The sequence below is a fragment of the Lysobacter brunescens genome, from assembly GCF_042677005.1.
GTDB classification, from domain to species: domain Bacteria; phylum Pseudomonadota; class Gammaproteobacteria; order Xanthomonadales; family Xanthomonadaceae; genus Lysobacter_I; species Lysobacter_I brunescens.
In genome coordinates this window covers 248,244-269,548 of sequence record NZ_JBHTIF010000001.1, presented here as the reverse complement: position 1 = coordinate 269,548, position 21,305 = coordinate 248,244, and the positions used below count along the sequence as shown (strand labels likewise).

The 21,305-nt window shown below is 68.3% G+C and carries 20 protein-coding genes and 1 tRNA gene; 8 read left to right on the top strand and 13 right to left on the bottom strand.

Going from position 1 to position 21,305, the window contains the following annotated elements; genetic code table 11:
• The first annotated feature begins 27 nt into the window (after positions 1 to 27).
• From rpe to trpE, 3 genes are all read left to right on the top strand, one after another.
• Positions 28 to 711, top strand: a complete 684-nt coding sequence (gene rpe, locus ACFQ0E_RS01200; protein ID WP_386821878.1) for a ribulose-phosphate 3-epimerase — start codon at positions 28 to 30, stop codon at positions 709 to 711.
• 2 nt (positions 712 to 713) lie between these two features.
• Positions 714 to 1,649: a lipid kinase YegS gene (gene yegS, locus ACFQ0E_RS01195; protein ID WP_386821877.1), complete on the top strand. Its 936-nt coding sequence runs from the start codon at positions 714 to 716 to the stop codon at positions 1,647 to 1,649.
• Positions 1,650 to 2,239: 590 nt separating this feature from the next.
• Positions 2,240 to 3,715 carry an anthranilate synthase component I gene (gene trpE, locus ACFQ0E_RS01190; protein WP_386821876.1) on the top strand — a complete coding sequence of 492 codons (1,476 nt, stop codon included), beginning with the start codon at positions 2,240 to 2,242 and terminating at the stop codon, positions 3,713 to 3,715.
• Positions 3,716 to 3,790: 75 nt separating this feature from the next.
• On the opposite strand, the gene ACFQ0E_RS01185 is transcribed toward trpE, so the two are convergent.
• The 10 genes from ACFQ0E_RS01185 to thiS all read right to left on the bottom strand — a co-directional run bounded on the left by ACFQ0E_RS01185 (position 3,791) and on the right by thiS (position 12,200).
• Positions 3,791 to 5,107 carry an XVIPCD domain-containing protein gene (locus ACFQ0E_RS01185; RefSeq protein ID WP_386821875.1) on the bottom strand — a complete coding sequence of 439 codons (1,317 nt, stop codon included), beginning with the start codon at positions 5,105 to 5,107 and terminating at the stop codon, positions 3,791 to 3,793.
• 10 nt (positions 5,108 to 5,117) lie between these two features.
• Positions 5,118 to 5,615 (bottom strand): hypothetical protein, encoded by a 498-nt coding sequence (locus ACFQ0E_RS01180; RefSeq protein WP_386821874.1) that lies wholly within the window; start codon positions 5,613 to 5,615, stop codon positions 5,118 to 5,120.
• Between the two features lie 175 nt (positions 5,616 to 5,790).
• On the bottom strand, positions 5,791 to 7,632 hold the full coding sequence (locus tag ACFQ0E_RS01175) for an SLC13 family permease (RefSeq protein WP_137850280.1): 1,842 nt from the start codon (positions 7,630 to 7,632) through the stop codon (positions 5,791 to 5,793).
• A gap of 9 nt (positions 7,633 to 7,641) precedes the next feature.
• A complete protein-coding gene (locus ACFQ0E_RS01170; RefSeq protein WP_386821873.1) occupies positions 7,642 to 8,127 on the bottom strand; it encodes a DUF5413 family protein in 486 nt (161 codons plus the stop codon).
• A gap of 114 nt (positions 8,128 to 8,241) precedes the next feature.
• Complete coding sequence (gene trmB / locus ACFQ0E_RS01165) at positions 8,242 to 8,979, bottom strand: tRNA (guanosine(46)-N7)-methyltransferase TrmB (protein WP_386821872.1); 738 nt, start codon at positions 8,977 to 8,979, stop codon at positions 8,242 to 8,244.
• Between the two features lie 5 nt (positions 8,980 to 8,984).
• Positions 8,985 to 9,200 (bottom strand): hypothetical protein, encoded by a 216-nt coding sequence (locus ACFQ0E_RS01160; protein WP_386821871.1) that lies wholly within the window; start codon positions 9,198 to 9,200, stop codon positions 8,985 to 8,987.
• A gap of 8 nt (positions 9,201 to 9,208) precedes the next feature.
• Positions 9,209 to 10,021, bottom strand: a complete 813-nt coding sequence (locus ACFQ0E_RS01155; protein ID WP_386821870.1) for a thiazole synthase — start codon at positions 10,019 to 10,021, stop codon at positions 9,209 to 9,211.
• 81 nt (positions 10,022 to 10,102) lie between these two features.
• Entirely contained in the window at positions 10,103 to 11,086 is a 984-nt protein-coding gene (locus tag ACFQ0E_RS01150; protein ID WP_386821869.1) for a hypothetical protein, read from the bottom strand.
• A 15-nt stretch (positions 11,087 to 11,101) separates the two neighbouring features.
• Positions 11,102 to 11,440, bottom strand: coding sequence for a PadR family transcriptional regulator (locus tag ACFQ0E_RS01145; RefSeq protein ID WP_386821868.1), 339 nt, complete (start codon positions 11,438 to 11,440; stop codon positions 11,102 to 11,104).
• Between the two features lie 559 nt (positions 11,441 to 11,999).
• A complete protein-coding gene (gene thiS / locus ACFQ0E_RS01140) occupies positions 12,000 to 12,200 on the bottom strand; it encodes a sulfur carrier protein ThiS (RefSeq protein ID WP_386821867.1) in 201 nt (66 codons plus the stop codon).
• A gap of 163 nt (positions 12,201 to 12,363) precedes the next feature.
• Here thiS and ACFQ0E_RS01135 point away from each other — a divergent pair, with 163 nt between their 5' ends.
• The 5 genes from ACFQ0E_RS01135 to ACFQ0E_RS01115 all read left to right on the top strand — a co-directional run bounded on the left by ACFQ0E_RS01135 (position 12,364) and on the right by ACFQ0E_RS01115 (position 17,982).
• The gene (locus ACFQ0E_RS01135) at positions 12,364 to 14,232 is read left to right on the top strand and encodes an autotransporter domain-containing protein (protein WP_386821866.1); all 1,869 of its coding nucleotides are present in this window, start codon (positions 12,364 to 12,366) and stop codon (positions 14,230 to 14,232) included.
• Between the two features lie 73 nt (positions 14,233 to 14,305).
• Positions 14,306 to 14,379: transfer RNA gene (locus tag ACFQ0E_RS01130), tRNA-Gly, on the top strand.
• Positions 14,380 to 14,712: 333 nt separating this feature from the next.
• Positions 14,713 to 15,588 (top strand): 30S ribosomal protein S6--L-glutamate ligase, encoded by an 876-nt coding sequence (gene rimK, locus ACFQ0E_RS01125; protein ID WP_386821865.1) that lies wholly within the window; start codon positions 14,713 to 14,715, stop codon positions 15,586 to 15,588.
• Between the two features lie 392 nt (positions 15,589 to 15,980).
• Positions 15,981 to 16,664 carry a response regulator transcription factor gene (locus tag ACFQ0E_RS01120; protein ID WP_386821864.1) on the top strand — a complete coding sequence of 228 codons (684 nt, stop codon included), beginning with the start codon at positions 15,981 to 15,983 and terminating at the stop codon, positions 16,662 to 16,664.
• Complete coding sequence (locus ACFQ0E_RS01115; protein ID WP_386821863.1) at positions 16,651 to 17,982, top strand: sensor histidine kinase; 1,332 nt, start codon at positions 16,651 to 16,653, stop codon at positions 17,980 to 17,982. The genes ACFQ0E_RS01120 and ACFQ0E_RS01115 overlap by 14 nt, the downstream gene beginning before the upstream one ends.
• Before the next feature lie 60 nt (positions 17,983 to 18,042).
• Here the strand turns inward: ACFQ0E_RS01115 and ACFQ0E_RS01110 are convergent, their stop codons facing one another.
• The 3 genes from ACFQ0E_RS01110 to ACFQ0E_RS01100 form a co-directional block, all read right to left on the bottom strand.
• Positions 18,043 to 18,741 carry a hypothetical protein gene (locus ACFQ0E_RS01110; protein WP_386821862.1) on the bottom strand — a complete coding sequence of 233 codons (699 nt, stop codon included), beginning with the start codon at positions 18,739 to 18,741 and terminating at the stop codon, positions 18,043 to 18,045.
• 10 nt (positions 18,742 to 18,751) lie between these two features.
• Positions 18,752 to 19,669, bottom strand: a complete 918-nt coding sequence (locus ACFQ0E_RS01105; protein ID WP_386821861.1) for a branched-chain amino acid transaminase — start codon at positions 19,667 to 19,669, stop codon at positions 18,752 to 18,754.
• Positions 19,670 to 19,803: 134 nt separating this feature from the next.
• A complete protein-coding gene (locus ACFQ0E_RS01100) occupies positions 19,804 to 21,081 on the bottom strand; it encodes a M12 family metallo-peptidase (protein WP_386821860.1) in 1,278 nt (425 codons plus the stop codon).
• Positions 21,082 to 21,305: the final 224 nt, after the last annotated feature.

Here is a 21,305-nt window from a genome sequence, read left to right as displayed (position 1 = left end):
CCTTTCGTCCTCTTGCGGTCCGCCTCCATGCAACCCACCGTCATCGCCCCGTCCATCCTCTCCGCCAATTTCGCCAAGCTCGGGGAGGAGGTCGACAACGTCCTCGCCGCGGGGGCGGACTGGGTGCATTTCGACGTGATGGACAACCATTACGTGCCCAACCTCACCATCGGTCCGCTGGTCTGCGAGGCGCTGCGCAAGCATGGCGTGACCGCGCCGATCGACGTGCATCTGATGGTGGAGCCGGTGGACCGCATCGTCCCGGACTTCGCCAAGGCCGGTGCTTCGCTGATCAGCTTCCATCCCGAGGCCAGCCGCCACGTGCATCGCACGATCCAGCTGATCAAGGCCAGCGGCTGCCAGGCCGGCCTGGTGCTGAATCCGGCGACGCCGGTGGAGGTACTGGACTACGTGCTCGAAGAACTCGACCTGGTGCTGCTGATGTCGGTGAACCCCGGCTTCGGCGGGCAGGGCTTCATTCCCTCCGCGCTGGACAAGCTGCGCGTGGTGCGCCAGCGCATCGACGCGGTGACCGCGCGCACCGGCAAGGCGATCCGCCTGGAAATCGATGGCGGCGTGAAGGTCGACAACATCGCGGAGATCGCGAAGGCTGGCGCGGACACCTTCGTCGCCGGCTCGGCGATCTTCGGCCAGCCGGACTACCCGGCCATCGTCTCGGCGATGAAGGCGGCCGTGGCGGCGGTGCGCTGAGCATGCATCTCGGCCTCGTCCTCAACGGCAAGGCCGTCGCGGACGAGGCGCTGCGCCAGGCCGTCACGGACCTGCGCGCCGAAGGCATCGCGGTGGACGTGCGCGTGACCTGGGAAGCCGGGGATGCCGCGCGCTGCGTCGACGAACTGATCGCGCTCGGTGCGACCACGCTGGTCGCGGCCGGCGGCGACGGCACGCTGGGCGAAGTGGCGTCCGCGCTGGCGGCCCTGTCGCACGGGGCGGATGCGCTGCCTTCCCTGGCCGTCGTGCCGCTGGGGACCGCCAACGATTTCGCTGCCGCCGCCGGCGTGCCCGAGGACGTCGGTGCGGCCCTGGCCCTGTGCCGGGGCAGGCCGGTCGCGATCGACCTGCTGCGCATCGAGGCCGATGGCGAGACGCATCACTGCATCAACCTCGCCAGCGGCGGCTTCGGCACGTCGATCACCCGCGACACCGGGGAAGGCCTCAAGAAGACGTTCGGTGGCCTCGCCTACGTGCTGCAGGGCCTGACCAGCCTCGGCCGGATCGAACCGCTGCGCGCACGTTTCGAGGGGCTTGGCCTTGCCGGCGCGGCCTTCGACTGGGAAGGCGACTTCATCGCGCTGGGCATCGGCAACGGCCGGCAGGCCGGCGGCGGACAGCCGCTGTGTCCCGACGCCCGCATCGACGACGGTCTGCTCGACCTGACCCTCGTGCCGCCGCTGGAGGGCGAAGTCGCGGCCACGCTGGGCACGCTGATCGCCGAGGGCCGGGAAGCCGCGCTCGACCAGACCTCGGTGCGCGCGCGGCTGACGCGTTTGCGGATCGTGGCGGAACAGCCGCTGGTGCTGAATCTCGACGGCGAACCGTTGGAAGCGACGCGGTTCGGGATCGTGTGCGAGCCGGAACGGCTGCGCATGCATTTGCCGGCGGGGTGTCCGCTGCTTTCAGGAGCGTGATGCGGTAATTGAAGTTGTGCTGGTGCTCAGCCCCCTTTGCAAAGGGGGCGGCGGTCGCGCAGCGTCCGCGGGGGATTTGCGGGCCGATTGCTGTCGACCACGCATTCGCTGTGATTCTTGCGTTCGACAAATCCCCCCGCCACGCGCTGCGTGTCGGCCCCTTTTGCAAAGGGGGCATCGTGCCGGGGCGCCTGCATGGCCGCGCGTCGCGACTTGCGTCGCTCCCACACGAATGGGCATGTCGACATCATGACGATCGGTCATATCCACCGAACCGGTGCCTGCGCGCCGGCAAGAGAAAGGGCGACGCCTTTCGGCGCCGCCCCGGTGAGGTTGGAAGCAATCCCGCTTCCGTCAGTCGTCCCTGCGATGGACTCCCATGATCCGGGCGAACCGTGACAGCCTGATGACCACGGCGGCGCACGGGTGCGATGCGCGGCGCGAGCCGCTAGCATGGGCGGCCATGAACGACACCCCCTCCCCCTGCCTGGCGGCCACGAAGGCCCACTGGAACGCGAACCGGCGATGGCGGCGCCCCGCCTGATCCATCGTCTCCGCTTTCCGCCCCGATCGTTCCCAAGGACTTCCGCGTGATTTCGTTCGAACAATTCCAGCAGCATGCCGCCGACGGCCATACCCTCATCCCCGTCGTGCGCGAGGTGCTGTCCGACCTCGATACGCCGCTGTCGGTCTATCTCAAGCTCGCCGACGGCCACAACACCTATCTCTTCGAATCGGTCGAGGGCGGCGAACGCTTCGGTCGCTACTCGATCATCGGCCTGCCCGCGCACCGGGTGTACGCCTTCGCCGGGCACACGCTGTTCGTCAGCGAACTGGGCGAACTGGTCGACAGCCGCGTGGTCGACGACCCGCTGGAAGAAGTCGAACGCCTGCGCAGCGCGCAGAAGATCCCGCGCCTGCCGGGCCTGCCGGGGTTCACCGGCGGCCTGGTCGGCTGGTTCGGTTTCGAGTGCATCGAATACATCGAACCGCGCCTGCGCGGCGGCGGCAAGCCCGACGAACTGGGCACGCCGGACATCCTGCTGATGGACAGCCGCGACGTGGCGGTGTTCGACAACCTCAAGGGTCGCCTGTACCTGATCGTGCACGCCGACCCGCGCGAACCGCAGGCCTGGGCGCGCGCGAACCGCCGTCTCGACGAACTCACCCATCGCCTGCGCCAGGGCGGCCCGGGCTATCCGGAGCCGCGCCACAGCATGCGCTTGAACGAAGGCGATTTCGTTTCCGGCTTCACCCGCCAGGGCTTCATCGCGGCGGTGGAGAAGTCGAAGGAATACATCCGCTCCGGCGACATCTTCCAGGTCGTGCTGAGCCAGCGCCTCACCGTGCCGTTCAATGCGCGTCCGGTCGATGTGTACCGCGCGCTGCGTGCGCTCAATCCGTCGCCGTACATGTATTTCCTCGATGTCGGCGGCACGCAGGTGGTCGGTTCGTCGCCGGAGATCCTGGTCCGTCTCGAAGAGGGCAGCGTCACCGTGCGTCCGATCGCCGGCACGCGCCCGCGCGGGAAGACGCACGAGGAGGATGTCGCGCTGGAAGCCGAACTGCTGGCCGATCCGAAGGAACGCGCCGAGCACGTGATGCTGATCGACCTCGGTCGCAACGACGTGGGCCGCGTCAGCGAACCGGGCACCGTCGAAGTGGGCGACCGCTTCGTGATCGAACGCTACAGCCACGTCATGCACATCGTCAGCGAAGTGACGGGCAAGCTGAAGGATGGCCTGAGCTATGCCGACGTGCTGCGCGCGACCTTCCCGGCCGGCACGGTCAGCGGTGCGCCGAAGATTCGCGCGCTGGAAGTGATCCGCGAGCTGGAACCGATCAAGCGCAATGTCTACGCCGGCAGCATCGGCTACATCAGCTGGCACGGCGACGCCGACACCGCCATCGCGATCCGCACTGCGGTCATCCAGGACGGCAAGCTGCACGTGCAGGCCGGTGCCGGCATCGTCTACGACTCCGATCCGCAGAAGGAATGGGAAGAGACGATGAACAAGGGGCGCGCGCTGTTCCGCGCGGTGGAGCAGGCGGCGCAGGGCTTGTAAACGTCCGGCTTCCGAAGAAAGCAAACGCCCCGCATCGCTGCGGGGCGTTTGCTTTGGTGCGGATGACGCAAGGGCTTACATGCCGACCGCGCGCTGCTGCTGCGGCTGTTCCTGGCGGGGTGCCGCGCCTTGCTGGAGCTGGCCAAGGTCGCTCAGCGACTTGTCGGCGGGGGCATCCTTGGCCTGCGCCTGGTCGACCGTCGAGCGCCTGGCGTGATCCTGTGCCGGATCGCCCTGGTAGGCGATCAGGTTGCCGTTGCTGCCGCGCACCACGCCGCTGATCTCGGTGATGCCGTCCTTCTGCGCCTGCAGCGCCATCGCGGCGGCGACGTTGCGCAGTTCGGTGCCCTGCGGCGCGCCATCGAGCTTCTGCAGGGCGGTGGCGGCCTGGGTGTAGAGCGCGGGTTCCGCGCCGCCGACGCCCTGTTCGATGGGCTTCTTCGGTGCGGTGATGTCGGTGTAGGTCAGGGTGCTGGTGAGGACCGACTTGCTCAGGCCGAGCTTGCCCAGGTCCACCTGCACCTCGGCGCCGGTGTAGGCCTTGTCGGCCTTCTTGTGCTGCGCGGTGTAGTGGTCCTCGTAGGCCTTCACATTGGCCAGCGCGCCGTCGCCGTAGTAGTTCGGGTAGTTCTGGTTGCCGTTGGTGCCCAGCGAGCCCTTGCTCAGCGGCTTGTCGAAGTAGTAGCCGCCCATCGCCTTCACGTTGGCCGCGTCCAGCGGGAGCTGCATGTCCTTGTCGACCGTGAGTCCGGCTTTCATCGCGTAGGTGAATTTCGGCGCAGTGCCGGTGCGATCTATGAAGTCCTGCATGCGACCGGGATTGGCGTCGTACATCTCCTGCAGCGTCGGTGCCGAACCCTTGTCCTTGGCGAGCTTGGACGACAGCGCGTTCCAGCCGCTGAGATGCGCCTGCGCTTCGTTCTCGCGGTAATGCTGGATGTAGCCTTCGACCGCTGCGGTGTGGTCGTGCTTGCCGCCCTTGACCTTGGCGACGTCGTCGAGCGACTTCGTGAACGTGGCGAGCGCGACCTTCTCCGCCGGATTGTTCAGGCCGTGCCGCGTCTCGTGGCCGAGCACGAACACCACTTCGTTCGCGGCGGCCTTGTCGGTAGCGGCCTTGTTCAACTTGGAGACCGGGATCTCCATGGTCGTGCCGGAGTACTGGCCACCGGCATTCGTGCCCGGAGGCAGGCCCTTGAATTCGGTCAGCTCACCCTTGGAGACCGCGTCCTCGAGCTGCTGCTTGAGGACCGGCGAGGAGGCGATCAGCTCGCGCAGGACCTTGCCGGGATCATCGGTGCTGGTCTTGTTGGCTTTCTGGAAGGTGTCGACCAGCGCTTCGAGCTGCTCGGCCGGCGTCTTTTTCTGCATGTGTTCGGGAGCGACGGACATGGTCGGCACCTCAGGCGTTGATGACGATCATGGACACGCAGGCGTGCTCCGCTTTCGCGTCGCTCTCGCCGCGCACGTGCACCTGCAGCGACACGTCGCCGCGCTGGTACTCCCAGAATTCCACCTGGCCGTAGCGGCCGCGGTTGGGGGCGCCGGTGTAGCCGGCGGACGCCAGCGCCTGTTCGCAGTCCGCGAGGCCCAGCGGCGCGATCGGCGCCATGTCGGCGTTCGCGCCCGCGCTGAGGTCGTCGAGCGAAAACACCAGGCGATGCGGCCGGCTGCCGTCCAGCTCGGTCAGCGAGACCAGGTTGTAGGCCCAGTCCTGCGACAGCTGTCCGCCGAAGCCGTACTGCTGCGGGTTGGCGTCGTTGAATTCGACCTTCATGCCGGTGACTCGCTCGATATGTGCGGCGTCGACCTGCTCGGGGCCGTGGATGCTGTCGATCAGCTGGAGGACGCGGCGGCCGATCTCGGCGGCGGTCGCGGGGGCGTGGGATGGCGTGTTCATGGCGTTTCCGTGCGGGTGGGGCGGGGTTCCCTGCCGGCGGTGGCGGTCGAACGCATCGGGCATTCGAGGTCCATTCGCATGCAGTCGGGGGATGAACGGCGGGCAGAGGGTCTGGCCGTACCGTGGTGAAGCGAACGCGAGCCGTGGCCGCGAGCGGCCAGCCGGCGGCCGGCGCTCAGAACAGCAGGTTGGCCACCAGCACGACGATGCCGGTGTAGATCAGGCTCAGCGGGCCCCCGACCTTCCACAGTTCCTTCGCGCTGTAGCCGGCGGGACCGGTGATCATCGACATCACCGGGTTGGAGGCGGTCATGAAGTTGTTCGAGGCCGACAGCGCGACGATCAGCGCGAACGCGGTCGGGTCGCTGCCGGCAGCCAAGGCCAGGTTGATCGCGATCGGCACCATCACGATCGTCGCGCCGACATGGCTGATCACCAGCGAGAAGGCCGTGGTGAGCAGGCCGACCGCGATCTCCAGCAGCCAGGTCGGCGTGCCTTCGGGCAGGCGGTCGAGGGTGTGCGCGGCCACCCAGGCGGCGGCACCGCTGGAATCCATCGCCCAGCCCAGCGGGATGAGGCAGGCCATCAGGAACACGGTCTTCCAGTTGATGGCGGCATAGGCCTCGTCCATCTTCAGCACGCCGGTGATCAGCATGCCGGCGACGCCGGTCATCAGCGCCACCGAGGCCGGGATGCGCGAGGACAGCGCGATCAGCATGGTGATCGCGAAGATGGTCATCGCGATCTTGAACTTGTGCGGGCGCTGTTCGGCCTTCGGGAAATCGGTCACCGGCACGAAATCGCGGTTGCCGGACGCCTGCGCGAGGTCGGTCCAGATGCTGTGCAGCACCAGCAGGTCGCCGGCACGCAGCGGCACTTCGCGGACTTCCTCGCGCAGCACCTGCTTGTCGCGGTTGATCGCGAGCAGGCGCAGGTTGTACTGCTTGCGCAGTTTCAGTTGCGTCGCGGTCTTGCCGATCCAGGTCGAGGTCGGCGGGATCACCGCCTCGGAAATGCCCGCGCGCGCCGGGTTGAACAGGTCGGCGAACTCGCGCAGCCGCGCGCTCATGCGCAGGAAGCGGTTCTGCGCGAAGTCGGCGATCTCCTGGCGCGGGCCCATGACGCCGAGCACGCTGCCCACCCAGATGCGCGCGTCGCCCGGCGGGGTCAGGCGCGATTCGTTGCCGGTCTTCAGCGCCAGGGTCAGCGGCGCGTCGTGCAGCGCCTCGGCCTCGCGCATCGACATGCCCACCAGCGGGCTGTCGGCGGTGACCGTCAGCTCGTACACGTCGCCTTCGATGCCGTAGGCGCTGGCGAAATAGCTCTGCGTGCGCGCCGGGGTGACGACGGTGTCGGCATCGTTCTCGTGCAGGCGCTGGCCACCGTAGAAATGGAAGTACGCCAGTCCCGCGAGCAGCAGCGCGAGGCCGATCGGCAGCGGCGCGAACATCGGCAGCGGCTTGAGCGTGGTCAGGCCCGAGGGCAGGTTGGCGTTGGCCGAGACCAGCAGGTCGTTGAGCAGGATCAGCGGCGAGTTGCCGACCATGGTCAGGCCGCCGCCCATCACGATCGCGACTGCGATCGGCAGCAGCAGCCGCGACAGCGGCATGCCGGTGCGCGATGACAGGCGCGAGGCCACCGGCAGGTACAGCGCCATCACCGACGGGTTCTGCATCACCGCCGAGTTCAGGCCGGAGATCGCCGAGGTGTAGAGGATCAGCCGCTTCTCGACGCCATCGGCGCGGCGCAGCAGCCACACCGCGAGACGGTTCAGCGCGCCGGTGCGGTCCAGGCCGGCGCCGAGGATCATGGTCGCGATCACGCTGATGACCGCGTTGCCCGAGAAGCCGTTGAACAGGTCTTCCGGCGCCACCAGCCCGGTCAGGCCCAGCAGCACCAGGACCACCAGCGCGACCACGTCGGCGCGCAGGCGCTCGAACAGGAACAGCACCATCGTCAGCACCGTCAGCCCGAGGACGAGCTGCATGTCGCTGGTGAGGGTGAGCTGGTTCTCCATGTGCGGCGATCAGGTTCCGGTCGGCGATGGCGTGGCGGTCGTTTCGTCGGCCGACGGGCGTCGGCGCAAGCGGCCCAGCAGCCAGGCGCAGGCCGCGCCGGCGACGAATCCGGCCAGGGCATGGGCCCAGACCTCGCTGTCGAATTGCTCGGCGTTGCGCACCAGCGCCATCCAGGCGACCGACAGGACGGCGCCCAGTCCGCCGATGCCCAGCCACGCGGCGGGGCTGCGCAGGCGGTGTCGCAGCCAGCCGGCGCAGGCGCCGGTCAGCGCGGCCGGAATCAGGCCCAGCGGGTAGGCGAACAGCAGCGAGATGAAGAACAGCACGACCAGCCCGCCGGCGATCTCGAGGGGCGGCTTGTCCATGCCGCCCTGGGTGGCCACGAGCGTCGTCAGCGTGACCGCCGCGCCGATGACCGGGCCCACGGCCGCGAAGACGAATGCACCCAGTGCGATGTCCAGCGCCCTGCGTCTGCCTGTCGCGGGAGGATTCAAGGTCGGCTCCTGGCGCTCATCGGTGGGGCGGGTCGCAGTGCGGGCGCGGCAGGGGCGCGAGGCGTGGCCGTGCGGACACGCGGTTCGCTGCCGTCTGCCTGGCGGCGGTCGCGATCACCCCGCGGCCTCCGTGTCGTCGGTCTTCACGTACAGCAGGTCCCACACGCCATGGCCGAGCTTCTGGCCGCGGGTCTCGAAATGCGTCTGCGGCCGCCACTCGGGTCGCGGCACCGCGCCGCGCGGGCCGGCGACGTTGCGCAGGCCGGGCGTCGCGTCGAGTACGTCCCACATGTGCTCCGCGTAGGCTTCCCAGTCGGTTGCCAGGTGCAGGCGGCCGCCGACGCGCAGCTTGCGCGCCAGCAGCGCGGCGAACTCGGGCTGTACGAGGCGGCGCTTGTTGTGGCGCTTCTTGTGCCACGGGTCGGGGAAATAGATGCGGATCTCGTCGAGCCTGCCGTCGGCGACTTCGCGCTCAAGCACTTCGACGGCATCGTGGCGATAGACGCGGACGTGGTCGCTGCCGTCGTCGCGCAAGGCGTTCAGCAGGCGGCCGACGCCCGGCGCATGCACTTCCAGACCGACGTAGTTGCGCGTCGGATCCTGCTTCGCGGCGAAGCGCAGCGCCTCGCCGTTGCCGAAGCCGATCTCGAACACCAGCGGCGCGGCGCGACCGAAGGCCGCATCGTAGTCGCGCACCGTGCCGGCGTAGTCCAGGCCGAAGCGCGGCCACAGTTCGTCGAACGCCCGCTGCTGCGCGGGGCTAAAGCGCCCCTGGCGCAGCACGAAACTGCGGATCTTGCGCTGGCCGGGTTCGACGGTGAACGGCTGGTCGTGGGCGTGATCGTTCGACATCGTGGTCAGCCGCCGCTCTTGCGGGGTTTCCGCGCCGTCTTTGCGGTCTTTTCGGCCAGCGCCAGCAGGCCGAGCAGGGCCTCGTTCACGGCATCGGCATCCGGAAAGGCCTTCGCGACGCGGTCATCGAGCAGCACGAGATTCGACCCCTTCTTGTAGCGAGGCAGATACTTGCCGCGCACGCTCTTGCCAAGGTCCTCGCGTCGGTATTCGGCTCGCATGCTGTCATTCATCCGATCAACCCATCCACCGGCGACGAGGCCGAGGCGAAGCGCTTGCGCGGGATGCGACCGGCGAGGAAGGCGTGGCGGCCGGCCTCGATCGCGAGCTTCATCGCCAGGGCCATGCGCACCGGGTCCTTCGCGCCGGCAATCGCGGTGTTCATCAGCACGCCGTCGCAGCCCAGCTCCATCGCGATGGCCGCATCTGACGCGGTGCCGACGCCGGCGTCGACCAGGATCGGCACCTTCGCGTTCTCGATGATTTCCATCAGGTTGTAGCGGTTCTGGATGCCCAGTCCCGAGCCGATCGGCGCGGCCAGCGGCATCACCGCGCAGCAGCCGATCTCCTCCAGTCGCTTGGCCAGGATCGGGTCGTCGCTGGTGTAGACCATCACGTCGAAGCCGTCGGCGACCAGCTGCTCGGCAGCCTTCAGCGTCTGCACCACGTCCGGGAACAGCGTGCGCTGGTCGCCCAGCACTTCGAGCTTGGTCAGGTTGTGGCCGTCGAGCAGTTCGCGGGCGAGCCGGCAGGTGCGCACGGCGTCCTCGGCGGTGTAGCAGCCGGCGGTGTTCGGCAGGATGGTGTAGCGGTCCGGCGGCAGCACGTCGAGCAGGTTCGGCTCGCCCGGGTTCTGGCCGATGTTCGTGCGGCGGATGGCGACGGTGACGATCTCGGCGCCGGCGGCCTCGGTGGCGCGGCGGGTCTCGTCGAGGTCCCGGAACTTGCCGGTGCCGGTGAGCAGGCGCGAGTGGTAGGTCTTGCCGGCGATGACGAAGCTGTCGTCGGCCGGCATCGGTGCGGAAGAGGAGGGCGAGGTCATCGCCGGATTATCGCCCAATTCACCGCCCGATTCCGCGCGCGGACGCCGCCCGGTGCAGGGCCGCATCCGCACGGGGCGGGTTCACGCGCGCTGGCTGGCCGTACCCGGGCGTGTCGTGTTGGCGTGCGCGGCGGATTCGAGCCACGCGATCAGGCGGTCGCCGTGCACCATGTCCTGGGCGATCGACACATACGTGCGCCGCGCGCGGCCGCCGGTGTCCTGCCATTCGATCCAGTGCGACAGCCCCATCGCCGGGATCAGCAACTGCATCGGGATCGAGGCACGGGCCGTGCCGGTGATGGCTGCACGCGGGATGCGTGCCTGTCCGAACAGGCCGTCGATCTGCAGGGCTTCGGCATCGACCCGGGCGCGGAAGCGTGCGGCGCGCAGCGCGCCGACGATCAGGCGGAGGTTGAGCAGCAGCAGTCCGATCGTCGCCGCCGGCGCCCACGTCGCGAACAGGCCGACGCCGGCCAGCCCGGCGACCAGCAAGGCGGCACTCAATCCGAATAGCACCGCCAGCCCCCACGACAGCGTGATGCTGGTGGGCGCGAAATGCACCAGGAAGCTGCCGGGCCTGGGGACATCCTTCGCCGACGGTTCTGCGCGCTTGAAGACATAGGCCACCAGATAGCCCATCGGGACGCCGAAAAACCCCGCATGCGCCGCGAATGCGCCCGCGAGCGGCAACCACTCCGCCGCAGCCAGCCCGGTGCGCAGCAGCGAGAGCAGCAGCATCAGCGTGGCGTAGCCCAGCCCCATGCCCAGCATCATGCGGTGGAAGATCGCCAGCCGGCCGGCGCGCTGTTCGCGGGCGATCGCCTCGATCGGCCCCAGTCCTGCGATGGCTTCGTCCACGGCGGTCGCCTCGTCGCGACCGGCATCACGGGCATGGTCGCGGGCTTCCAGCAGGAAATCGCGCGCCTCCATCACCGTCTGCCGACGCACCGCAGCGGCCCCGACCAATGCGGCATCCAGGGCGACGAGGTGGGCATCGATGCGGGCATCGCCCGTGGCGAGATCGGTCGGAAAGCCGGGCGTCGGGAAGCGGAACGAGAGCGTCATGGTCTTGCGCCTTTGTCAGTCGAGGATGGTCCGGTGAAGCAGCGCCGCGACCCGCCGCCATTCGGCGACGCGGCGGGCGAGGAAGGCCTTGCCGTCGGGCGTGAGGCGGTAGTACTTGCGCGGGCTGCCGCGCTCGCCCGGTTCGTGATGCGAGGCGAGCAGGCCGTTGCGCTCCAGCCGGTGCAGCAACGGATAGAGCGTGGCTTCCTTGACCATGCCCGAGTCCGTGCCGAGCACGTGGTCGAGCCGTTCGCGGATGCCGAACCCGTAGTTCGGGCCGTCCTGCAGCACGTGCATCACCAGGGTGTCCAGCAGGCCCTTGAGGATCTGTTCGTCAGTCGTGTCGTTAGCCATATGCCGATTACTTTATGACGAAAGGTAAATGTCGTCAAGCAAGCTCTCGGCCTGATGCCGTGCCGGAACCGCATGGGTATGGCCCTTGTAGAGCGGAGCGCAGCTCCGCTTCATCACTCTGGAGGCGGCATAGGGTGCGCCTCGGCGCACCGGCTTTTCAGCGGTAATGCCATTCGAGTGGCGCGCCGGGGCCGCGGCGCCGTCTAGGGTGTTCGCCGTGCAGCAGCGCTGCGCTCCGCTCTGCAAGAGCGGGTCAGTCGATGCCATGCATGGCGCGACGGTATGGGCTTCGGATCGTCCGGCCCGGCCAGTCCGGCCCCGCGCAGCGCGCGGTGCGTTCGTCGAAGGCGCGAGGCAGTGCCTCGCAAGCGCCTTCGTCTCACCCATGGCCGGGCGTTCGGTCTCGCAGCCGATGGCGATAGGCCATCGTCGTGCTTCTGCAGTTGTCGGTGCCATCCATGGCGCAGGGCATCAGGCTCCGGATGGCCCGTGGCGCGCTCCCGGCGCGCCCGTTCGGTTCGCCTCGAGATGCCGTGGGGCATCTCGAAAGCGGCTTACCTCACCCACCTCCCAGCGCGTGGACGATCTCGACCACGTCGCCGTCGGCGAGCTGGTGGCCGGCGTGGCGCCCGCGCGGGATGATCTCGCCGTTCACCTCCACGGCGACCCGGCGTTCGGCCAGGCCCTGGGCGGCGAGCAGTTCGGTGACGGTGCAGGATGCGGGCAGGGCGAGCGGTTCGCCGTTCAGTCGGATGTTCATGGCAGCATTGTCGCGCGCGGGCGCGGCGGCTGCCCAGCGATCCCGGGCATCATGGCCTTCCTGCACTTGAGTCGCCGATGCCTTTCTGAAACGATTCCGTCACCATCCGGGGCCGTATTGGCCCTCATTCCAACTAGAACGACCCATACCGGGAGAGGGATTCATGTCCAACCAACGCGCGGCCAAGCGGCCCATCCGCAGCCTGCTCGCCACTGCCGTGCTCGCCGCCACCGCGGCTGCGGCCACGCCGGCTTTCGCCGCCGGCCCGTACACGCAGACCGTGTTCTTCGGCGACAGCCTGACCGACGCCGGCTTCTTCCGTCCGCTGCTGCCGTTGAGCGTGCGCCCGGTGACCGGCCAGTTCACCACCAATCCCGGCCAGGTCTGGGCGCAGTACCTCGCCGAGTTCTACGGCACCCGCGCCGATGCCAACGGCAACGGCCAGACCGGCACCAACTACGCCGCCGGTGGCGCCCGCGTCGGTGTGAACAGCACCGGTGCTCTCGGCCCGATCCCCTCGCTCGCCACCCAGGTCAACAACTACCTCACCGCCAACGGCGGCCGCGCCGACAGCCGCGCGCTGTACACCGTCTGGGGCGGCGCGAACGACCTGTTCGCCGTCACCAACGGCGGCGCCGATCCGAATGTCGTCATCCCGGCGGCCGTGACTGCGCAGATCGGCCTGGTCGGCCAGCTGCAGAACGCCGGCGCGCGCTACATCCTCGTGCCGACCATCCCTGACCTCGGTGCCTCCCCGGCCTTCCGCGCTCTCGGCCCGGCGGCCCAGGCCTCCGGCACCGCGCTGACCACCACCTATAACAACGCCCTGTTCGGCGGCCTGTCCAGCGCCGGCCTGCGCGTGATCCCGATCGACACCTTCAACCTGCTGCGCGAGATCATCGCCTCGCCGGCGGCCTACGGCTTCGCCAACGTCACCGGCACCGCCTGCCAGCCGCAGATCACCGCCAACTCGCTGACCTGCAACCCGACCAGCTACGTCAGCCCGGACGCGGCCAGCTCCTACCTGTTCGCCGATGGCGTGCATCCGACCAGCCGCACCCATGAAATCCTTGCGCAGTACGTGGTCTCGGTGCTGGAAGCCCCGCGCCAGATCGCCGTGCTGCCGCACGCCGAAGCCGTGGTCGGCCGCGCCCGTGCAGAACGCGTCGCCGGCCACCTCGCCGGCAAGCCCGAAGGCGACGGCATGCGCTGGTGGCTCGACACCCGTGGCGACTTCCAGCGCTACAAGGGCGGCGATGCAGACGAAGGCCTGCTGTACGACGGCGTCGGCCCGGCCCTCACCGGCGGCGTCGACTGGACGAGCGGCAACTTCGTCTACGGCGCCTTCGCCGGCGTCGGCCGCAACGCCCAGACCTGGGGCCAGCGCCGCGGCGACTTCGACCACATCGACGCTACCCTCGGCGGCTTCGCCGGCTGGTACGGCGAGCGCGCCTGGGTCAACGCCCAGCTGAGCTACACCCACATCAGCTACGACGTCGACCGCGAAGTCTGGCTCGGCCCGTCCAAGCGCAGCCACACCGGCTCGCCGGACGGCAGCAACATCACCTTCGGCGTGCAGGCCGGCTTCCAGTTCAAGGGCGAAGCCCTGACCCACGGCCCGGTCATCGGCGTGCTGGCCCAGCAGATCGATGTCGACGGCTACGCCGAGAACGACGCCGCGCTGTCCACCTCGCTCGCCTACCCGGACCAGGAATACGACTCGCTGCTGGTCAGCGCCGGCTGGCAGGCCACGTACCGCATCAACGATCACCTGAAGCCGTACGCCCGCCTGACCTGGGACCACGAGACCGAAGAGCAGCCGAAGGAAGCCTTCGCCCGCGCCCAGTCCATCGCCGGCTCGCTGCCCTACGCCGTCCCGGGCCTGGAGTTCGACGACAGCTACGCGACCCTGCAGCTCGGCGCCCGCACCGAACTGTTCGGCCTGGACGCCGACATCGGCATGACCGCCACCACCTCGCAGGGCCGCGGCAACGACGCCACCCTGTACGCCACCTTCGGCAAGAAGTTCTGACCGACGCCCGCGCCGCCCTTCGCGCGCCACACGGTTTGCGAAGGGCGCCGCAGCGGCTAAACTGCACGCCATCGCGGGTGTAGTTCAATGGTAGAACTGCAGCTTCCCAAGCTGCTAACGTGGGTTCGATTCCCATCACCCGCTCCAGATGCACACGACAACGGCGCCCTCTTCGGAGGGCGCCGTTGTCGTGTGTGATGCAGGGATGCAGGTCTCCTCCGCATCAGTGCAAGCGCGCGCCCGGCATCCAGCGGGCATGGGCGCATGGGCACGAAAGGCGCGCGTCCGCTCCCGTCCCCTTGGTCCGGATGTCATCCCGTGGTGCGGAATGTGATGCGGTCGGCGTCGCGCCACCCGTGCCTTTCGTGGCCCTCGGGAGTCGTGCGCAGGAACCGATGTTGCCCGGCAGTGCTGCCACTGCGCAGGAACTGTCATCATTCCCGCAGCAAGCTGCGGCCGTCGCCGCAGCGGATCCCGTGCATGAAATTCGCCATCCTCTCCCGCAACGCCAAGCTGTACTCGACCTGTCGACTGGTGGAGGCCGCGCGCGACCGTGGGCACAGCGCGCGCGTGCTCGATCCGCTGCGCTGCTACATGCGCATCGCGTCGGACGGGTTCGACATGCACTACAAGGGGCGGTCGATCTCGGGCTACGACGCGGTGCTGCCGCGCATCGGGGCCTCGATCACGCGTTACGGCACGGCGGTGCTGCACCAGTTCGAGCTGATGGGCAGCTACACGCCGAACCGGGCCGATGCGATCGCCCGGGCGCGCGACAAGCTGCGCGCGCACCAGTTGCTGGCGGCGCAGGGCATCGGCATGCCGGCGACCGTGTTCGGCGACAACCCCGACGACACCATCGACCTGCTGTCGATGCTGGGGCCGCCGCCGCACGTGGTGAAGCTCAACGAGAGTTCGCAGGGCGCGGGGGTGATCCTGACCGAGAAGCCGTCGGCCTCGCGCAGCGTGGTCGAGACCCTGCGCGGGCTGTACGCCAACTTCCTGGTGCAGGAGTTCATCGCCGAGGCCGAGGGCGCGGACCTGCGCTGCTTCGTGGTCGGCGACGAAGTGGTCGCGGGCATGCGCCGGCAGGCGCCGAAGGGCGATTTCCGTTCGAACCTGCATCGGGGCGGCACCGCCGAACCGGTCGAGCCCAGCGAGGACGAATGCCGGGTGGCGATCCGCGCCGCGAAGGTGCTCGGACTCGGCGTGGCCGGCGTGGACCTGATCCGCGCCCACCGGGGACCGCTGGTGCTGGAGGTCAACGCCTCGCCCGGGCTCGAGGGGATCGAGGCGGCCACTGGGGTCGACATTGCCGGCAAGATCGTCGAATTGCTTGTGAACGGCGCCAAATAGTCGGGAAAAGCCCAGGTGCCCGCCCGGTGATGAGCGACGCTGTCGCTGGCGTCCGGTCGCCTGTCACGGGGCTTTAACAGGGCTTTAATCGAACCGGGCGTAGCGTGTGCGGGCCGATGTCTGTCCATCCCGCCATCCTCGTCAGGTGCCAGATGCAGAACCGGTAATCGGGGTAACAACCGAATGTTCGGCCCGGCGGTGCACATCGCCGGGCCGCTTTTTTCCTGTGCCGCCCGCGAGGTTTCGATGCATCGCGGGCGGCGCGAACGCTGTGCCAGAATGCGGTCAGGGTCGTCGCCGCGCCGCTCGATGTCGCGCGGCCACATCCCGTCGCCATGGAACCGATCGCGATGCGGCCGGTCTGAGCACAACTCCGGAGGATTCCAACGCCCATGCGCATTCTCGTGATCGAAGACAACCAGGACATCGCCGCCAACCTCGGTGACTACCTGGAGGACCGTGGCCACACCATCGATTTCGCCGCGGACGGCATCACCGGCCTCCACCTCGCGGTGGTCCACGACTTCGACGCGATCGTGCTGGACCTGAACCTGCCGGGCATGGATGGCCTGGAGGTCTGCCGCAAGCTGCGCGGCGAGGCCCGCAAGCAGACCCCGGTGCTGATGCTCACCGCACGCGACAGCCTGGACAACAAGATCGCCGGTTTCGATTCCGGCGCCGACGACTACCTCATCAAGCCCTTCGCGCTGCAGGAGGTGGAAGTCCGCCTCAACGCGCTGGCGCGGCGCGGCAAGGGCACGCAGTCGCGGGAGCTGAGCGTCGGCGACCTCGAATACAACCTCGACACCCTCGAAGTGCGCCGCCAGGGCAAGCTGCTGCAGCTCAACCCGACCGCGCTGAAGATCCTGCAGGCGCTGATGGAAGCCTCGCCGGCGGTGGTCACCCGGCAGGAGCTGGAAACGCGCGTGTGGGGCGAGGAGCTGCCGGATTCCGACAGCCTGCGCGTGCACATCCACGGCCTGCGCGCCGTGGTCGACAAGCCGTTCGGCGCGCCGCTGATCCAGACCCGCCACGGCATCGGCTACCGCATCGCCGTTCCCGATGCCGGCAGCTGATCGACCCGCGCCGCGTCGCGCGCGCCCCACCTACCGCCGGCGGCTGCGCAGCCGCATCATCCTGTCCTTCCTGCTGCTGGGGTTCGGGCTCACCAGCCTGTTCGCCTTCGCCACGCAATGGACCCGCAACCGGGTCGAGAACGCGCTGGTCGAAGATGTGATGAACCAGAACATCAACGAATTCGCGCGGCGTTATTACGCCGACCCGGATCGCAGCCCGGACGTGCCCGTCGAGCAGATCCGCGCCTACGCGTTCAGCGCGGACAAGTTCGACCGCGTGCGTCAGGAGTATCCGGAGTGGTCGGTGCTGGGCGATGGCATCCACCGCCTCAGCGGACAGAATTCCGACGGCAGCCCGTTCTCGTACAAGCTCGCGGTGCGCAAGACGCCGGACGCGTGGTTCTTCCTCGCCTACGACATGACCCGCGCCAGCCGCGGCGAGGCGCAGTTCAATCGCGCGATCTTCGGTTCCGTGATCCTGTTCACCGCGTTCTCGCTGCTGGTCGGCTGGTGGGCCGCATCGCGGGTCATGAGCCCGGTCACCGAACTGGCGCGTCGCCTGCGCCGCTCCGGGCGCAGCAGCGAGCCCGAGGCCTTGGCGTCGCACTTCGCCGAGGACGAAGTCGGCGAGCTGGCGAAGGCGCTGGACGACTACGCCGAGCGCCTGACCGACGTGGTCAAGCGCGACCGCGAATTCAACGCCGATGTCAGCCATGAACTGCGCACGCCGCTGGCGGTGATCCGCGGCGCGGCGGAACTGCTGCTCGCCAAGTCGGATCTCGACGACAAGACGCGCACGCGCCTGCAGCGCATCCAGCGCGCCGAGCAGCAGTGCACCGACCTGATCGGCGCGCTGCTGCTGCTGTCGCGCAACGAACGCGGCCATGGTGCGGCGGATGTCGGCAAGCTTGCCGAACAGCTGCTCGATGCGCATCGCGGTCAGCTGATGGGCAAGCCGCTGGTGTTGCGCGTGGACGACACGCAGGGCCCGGTGATCGTCGATGCCCCCGACGCTGCGGTGACGGTGGCGCTGAGCAACCTGATCGGCAACGCGGTGAAATACACGCTGCAGGGCGACGTGGTCGTGCGCCTGCGTGCACGCGCCGTCGACGTGATCGACAGTGGCCCAGGACTCAGCGCCGAGGACGCCGCGCGCCTGTTCGAACGCGGCTATCGCGGCAGCCATGCCGAGCACACCCAGGGCGGCGGCATCGGCCTGTCGATCGTGCGTCGCCTCTGCGCGCTCTACGGCTGGCGCGTGCGCGTGGTGCCCGGCGAGGAGAGGGGCGTGGTGGCGACGCTGGAATTCGGTGGCTGATATCGGTCGGGCGGTATCAAACAATGTGCCGGCCGACTTGTACCCCAAGCCCGGAAACGCTCAGAAGGGCTTGAGTTCCATTGTCAGCTCGGCGAGAGGCACGCCCGCCGGATGGGCGATATCCACTCCACCGAAACCACCGCGCACGAGGATCACATCGCGAAGATAGTCGAGGAAATCCATATCCCGACCTTCATGCATCAAGCGAAAGTCGAATGTGCCTTGTGGCAGCGCGACCGAGTACGGCATGCCGCCGCTGACGTTATCCTTGTGCAGGTCGTCTGGTGACAGTGCGAAATGGAAACATCCATCGTCTTCGCGTTCGGCGTACTCCGCCTCTTCGAGCAGCGCCTCGACCGGATAGACGACCAGCGGGTCCAGCATGCCCGGGAAGTCGGGGTGTTTGCCGGTGAATGCGACGTCACCCACGGTGCGCCAGAAACATTCCAGCGTGATCGGCAGCGGGCCGAATCGTGCCGCAAGACGATCGATCATGCCGGCATTCTGTGAATCGAACGGAGTGATGGGCGGTTGAGGACCACCATCGTCTTCGTCATCGCAATAGACGGAAAAGAGATAGCCCCGACGGCTCAGGCGATCGGCGATCAGGCGGCAGTTGTGCGCGACACGCGACATGGCTGCCTCTGCGATACCCCATGCTTCCGCGCGCAAGACTTCGGAGCATGGGGCGAGTCGAGACAACTCGCGCGTGACCTGCACATGTTCACCGGCGAGGTAGCGCGCGAGATAGTTCGTCATGGGCGATGTCTTACACCCGCTCCAGCCACCCGTACTTGTCCGGGGTCTTGCCGTTGAACAGTCCGAAGAACAGGTCCTGCAGGCGGCGGGTGACGGGGCCGGGCTTGCCGGTGCCGACCTGGCGGGCGTCGACCGAGCGGATCGGGGTCAGTTCGGCGGCGGTGCCGCACATGAACAGCTCGTCGCAGAGGTAGAGGTATTCGCGCGGCAGGTCGCGTTCGATCACCTCGATGCCGTTGTCGCGGGCGAGGGTGATGATCGTGTTGCGGGTCAGGCCGTTGAGCAGCGCGGCGCTGACCGGGGTGGTGTGCAGCGCGCCGTCGAAGACGAGGAACAGGTTCTCGCCCGCGCCTTCGCTGAGCAGGCCGGTCGAGGCGAGGGCGATGCCTTCGCCGAAGCCGAGGCGACGCGCTTCGCGCGCGACCAGCTGGCCGGAGAGGTAGTTGCCGCCGGCCTTGGCGCCGGCCGGGATGGTGTTCGGGGCGAAGCGCTGCCAGCTGGAGACGCAGGCGTCGATGCCGGCTTCCAGCACTTCGGCGCCGAGGTACTGGCCCATCTTCCAGGTCGCGACGGCGACGTCGGTCGGTGTGTCGGCGGAGAGGCCGAAGCCGCCGAGGCCGCGATAGGCGACCGGGCGCAGGTAGTCGGTGGTGAAGTCGTTGGCCTTGATGACCTCGCGGCAGGCGGCGTTGAGCTCGTCCAGGCCGTAGGGCATGGCCATGTCGTAGATCTTCGCCGAGGCGAACAGGCGCTTGTTGTGGTCGTTGAGGCGGAAGATCACCGGGCCGTCGGGGGTGTCGTAGCAGCGGATGCCTTCGAACACCGACGAGCCGTAGTGCAGCGCGTGCGACATGACGTGGGTGGTGGCTTCGGCCCAGGGCTTGATCTTGCCGTTGTGCCAGATCCATTGGGGGTATTGCTGCGCCATGTCGGTGTCCGCGGGTCGAGGGAAAGCGCAATTTTAGGCCAATGGCCGCCCGGCACACAGTGCGCCGCCGGTCCGGATCACGGAAACGGGGCCTTGCGGCCCCGTTTCGTATACCGCGGATGCTGCGTCCGGGATCAGCGGAACGCGGCGACCGTGGCCACGCGCTCGTTGAGCTGGCGCGTGTTGTTGCTGGTGGCGGCGGTGCCCATGGCCTGGCCGTTGTAGGTCTTCGCCGGGTTGGACCAGTAGTTGATGCGCGGGCAGCCACCGGCGTTGGTGCAGTTGTAGGCCATGATCGTGCGCCAGGCATTCGTCGGCGAACGGTAGCCGTGCGCATAGGCGACCGGCGTCGTCGACGGATCGGTGGCGGGATCGTGGCGCGCGCCGAAGTTGTGGCCGATCTCGTGCGCGAACGAGTAATAGCCGGTCATGCACGAGGCCGCGGTCACGCTGAATGCGGTCGCCGCGGTCGAGTTGAGGTAGCCGAGGCCGCAGTACTGGGTGTTGGTGGTGATCAGCACGGCTACGTCGGCGGCGATGTTGTTGCGCGTGGTGTGGTAGCTGTCGAGATAGCCGTCGGTCGTGCCGCGGAAGCGGCTGAGGTCGGTGTCGAACGTGGAGTTGACGTAGTTCGCGGTGTACACGCCGGCGAGCTGGAAGCTCATGTTCGCGCCGCTGTTGGCGAAGCTCTGGTTGCTTTCGGAAATCGCCAGGTTGGCCTTGGTCGTGGTGTTGCCCACGGCGGTCGCGGCGGCGGTGCTGAAGACGACCATCACGCGCACGGTGACCGGCGCGAGGGCGGTGGCGCGCGTCGTCGCGGCCTTCACCTGCGGATGTTCGGCGAGCGATGCGCGCCACATGTCGGTGTAGGCGGCAGGATGGTCGGCCGGCATGCGCGATTCGTCGATGCGCGCGATCACGTGGCCGCCGCCCTTCGCCAGCGGCTGCAGCGTGTAGAGCTGGCCGTTGGCGCGGATGGTGCCGGACATCTGGTTGCCTTGGCGCACGATCATCACCGAATTGTTCGGGTCGTCGGCGATTTCGCCGGTGGCCTTGTAGCGCAGCGTGTCGACGAGGCCGAAGCGCTTGCCCAGCGTGCCGTACCACACCTGCGTGCCGTCCGGATTGCGGCGGCTGTACTGCCTGAACGCCGTGCCCAGGTCGCCCAGGCCCAGCGGCAGTACGTCGGTCTGGTCGCCGATCAGGCTGGCGTCGGCCTGCACCACGCGCAGCGAGGTGGTGGCGCGATTGCTCGACAGCGCGCGGTAACCGGCGTCGCCGGCGACGTTCGCCGACCTGGCCGAGAGCGTCGTCGAGGAAAACAGCGGATTGCGCGCGGCCTGCGTGGCGGCGGCGCCCAGGCCGAGCGCGACGATGCCTGCGATGCCGACGAAGAGGATGGAACGTTTCATGCGTTGCGTCTCCCTGCAACCAGGAACTGCGGCGTCCGAGCCGTGATGCGATGGGCAGTTCCAGGTGCTCGATCCGTGATGAGGATGGCCCGTACGCCTTGCCCGTGACGATCCTGCGCGCGCAGGCGCAGGCCCGCAAGCACCGTTCGTCAGGTGGTGCGCCGTGTCCTGTGTCGTGCTTTTTCAGCGTATCCGCGCGAGAAAAAACGTCGCCGCAACGCGAA

Excerpts from the sequence above, each read along its gene's own strand:
- yegS (WP_386821877.1), top strand. The coding sequence starts at position 714 with ATGCATCTCGGCCTCGTCCTCAACGGCAAGGCCGTCGCGGACGAGGCG.
- ACFQ0E_RS01120 (WP_386821864.1), top strand. The coding sequence starts at position 15,981 with ATGCGCATTCTCGTGATCGAAGACAACCAGGACATCGCCGCCAACCTC.
- ACFQ0E_RS01110 (WP_386821862.1), bottom strand. The coding sequence starts at position 18,741 with ATGACGAACTATCTCGCGCGCTACCTCGCCGGTGAACATGTGCAGGTC.
- ACFQ0E_RS01145 (WP_386821868.1), bottom strand. The coding sequence starts at position 11,440 with ATGGCTAACGACACGACTGACGAACAGATCCTCAAGGGCCTGCTGGAC.
- ACFQ0E_RS01180 (WP_386821874.1), bottom strand. The coding sequence starts at position 5,615 with ATGAACACGCCATCCCACGCCCCCGCGACCGCCGCCGAGATCGGCCGC.
- trmB (WP_386821872.1), bottom strand. The coding sequence starts at position 8,979 with ATGTCGAACGATCACGCCCACGACCAGCCGTTCACCGTCGAACCCGGC.
- ACFQ0E_RS01150 (WP_386821869.1), bottom strand. The coding sequence starts at position 11,086 with ATGACGCTCTCGTTCCGCTTCCCGACGCCCGGCTTTCCGACCGATCTC.
- ACFQ0E_RS01160 (WP_386821871.1), bottom strand. The coding sequence starts at position 9,200 with ATGCGAGCCGAATACCGACGCGAGGACCTTGGCAAGAGCGTGCGCGGC.
- rpe (WP_386821878.1), top strand. The coding sequence starts at position 28 with ATGCAACCCACCGTCATCGCCCCGTCCATCCTCTCCGCCAATTTCGCC.
- thiS (WP_386821867.1), bottom strand. The coding sequence starts at position 12,200 with ATGAACATCCGACTGAACGGCGAACCGCTCGCCCTGCCCGCATCCTGC.
- ACFQ0E_RS01105 (WP_386821861.1), bottom strand. The coding sequence starts at position 19,669 with ATGGCGCAGCAATACCCCCAATGGATCTGGCACAACGGCAAGATCAAG.
- ACFQ0E_RS01185 (WP_386821875.1), bottom strand. The coding sequence starts at position 5,107 with ATGTCCGTCGCTCCCGAACACATGCAGAAAAAGACGCCGGCCGAGCAG.
- ACFQ0E_RS01155 (WP_386821870.1), bottom strand. The coding sequence starts at position 10,021 with ATGACCTCGCCCTCCTCTTCCGCACCGATGCCGGCCGACGACAGCTTC.
- ACFQ0E_RS01135 (WP_386821866.1), top strand. The coding sequence starts at position 12,364 with ATGTCCAACCAACGCGCGGCCAAGCGGCCCATCCGCAGCCTGCTCGCC.
- ACFQ0E_RS01175 (WP_137850280.1), bottom strand. The coding sequence starts at position 7,632 with ATGGAGAACCAGCTCACCCTCACCAGCGACATGCAGCTCGTCCTCGGG.
- ACFQ0E_RS01100 (WP_386821860.1), bottom strand. The coding sequence starts at position 21,081 with ATGAAACGTTCCATCCTCTTCGTCGGCATCGCAGGCATCGTCGCGCTC.
- ACFQ0E_RS01115 (WP_386821863.1), top strand. The coding sequence starts at position 16,651 with ATGCCGGCAGCTGATCGACCCGCGCCGCGTCGCGCGCGCCCCACCTAC.
- rimK (WP_386821865.1), top strand. The coding sequence starts at position 14,713 with ATGAAATTCGCCATCCTCTCCCGCAACGCCAAGCTGTACTCGACCTGT.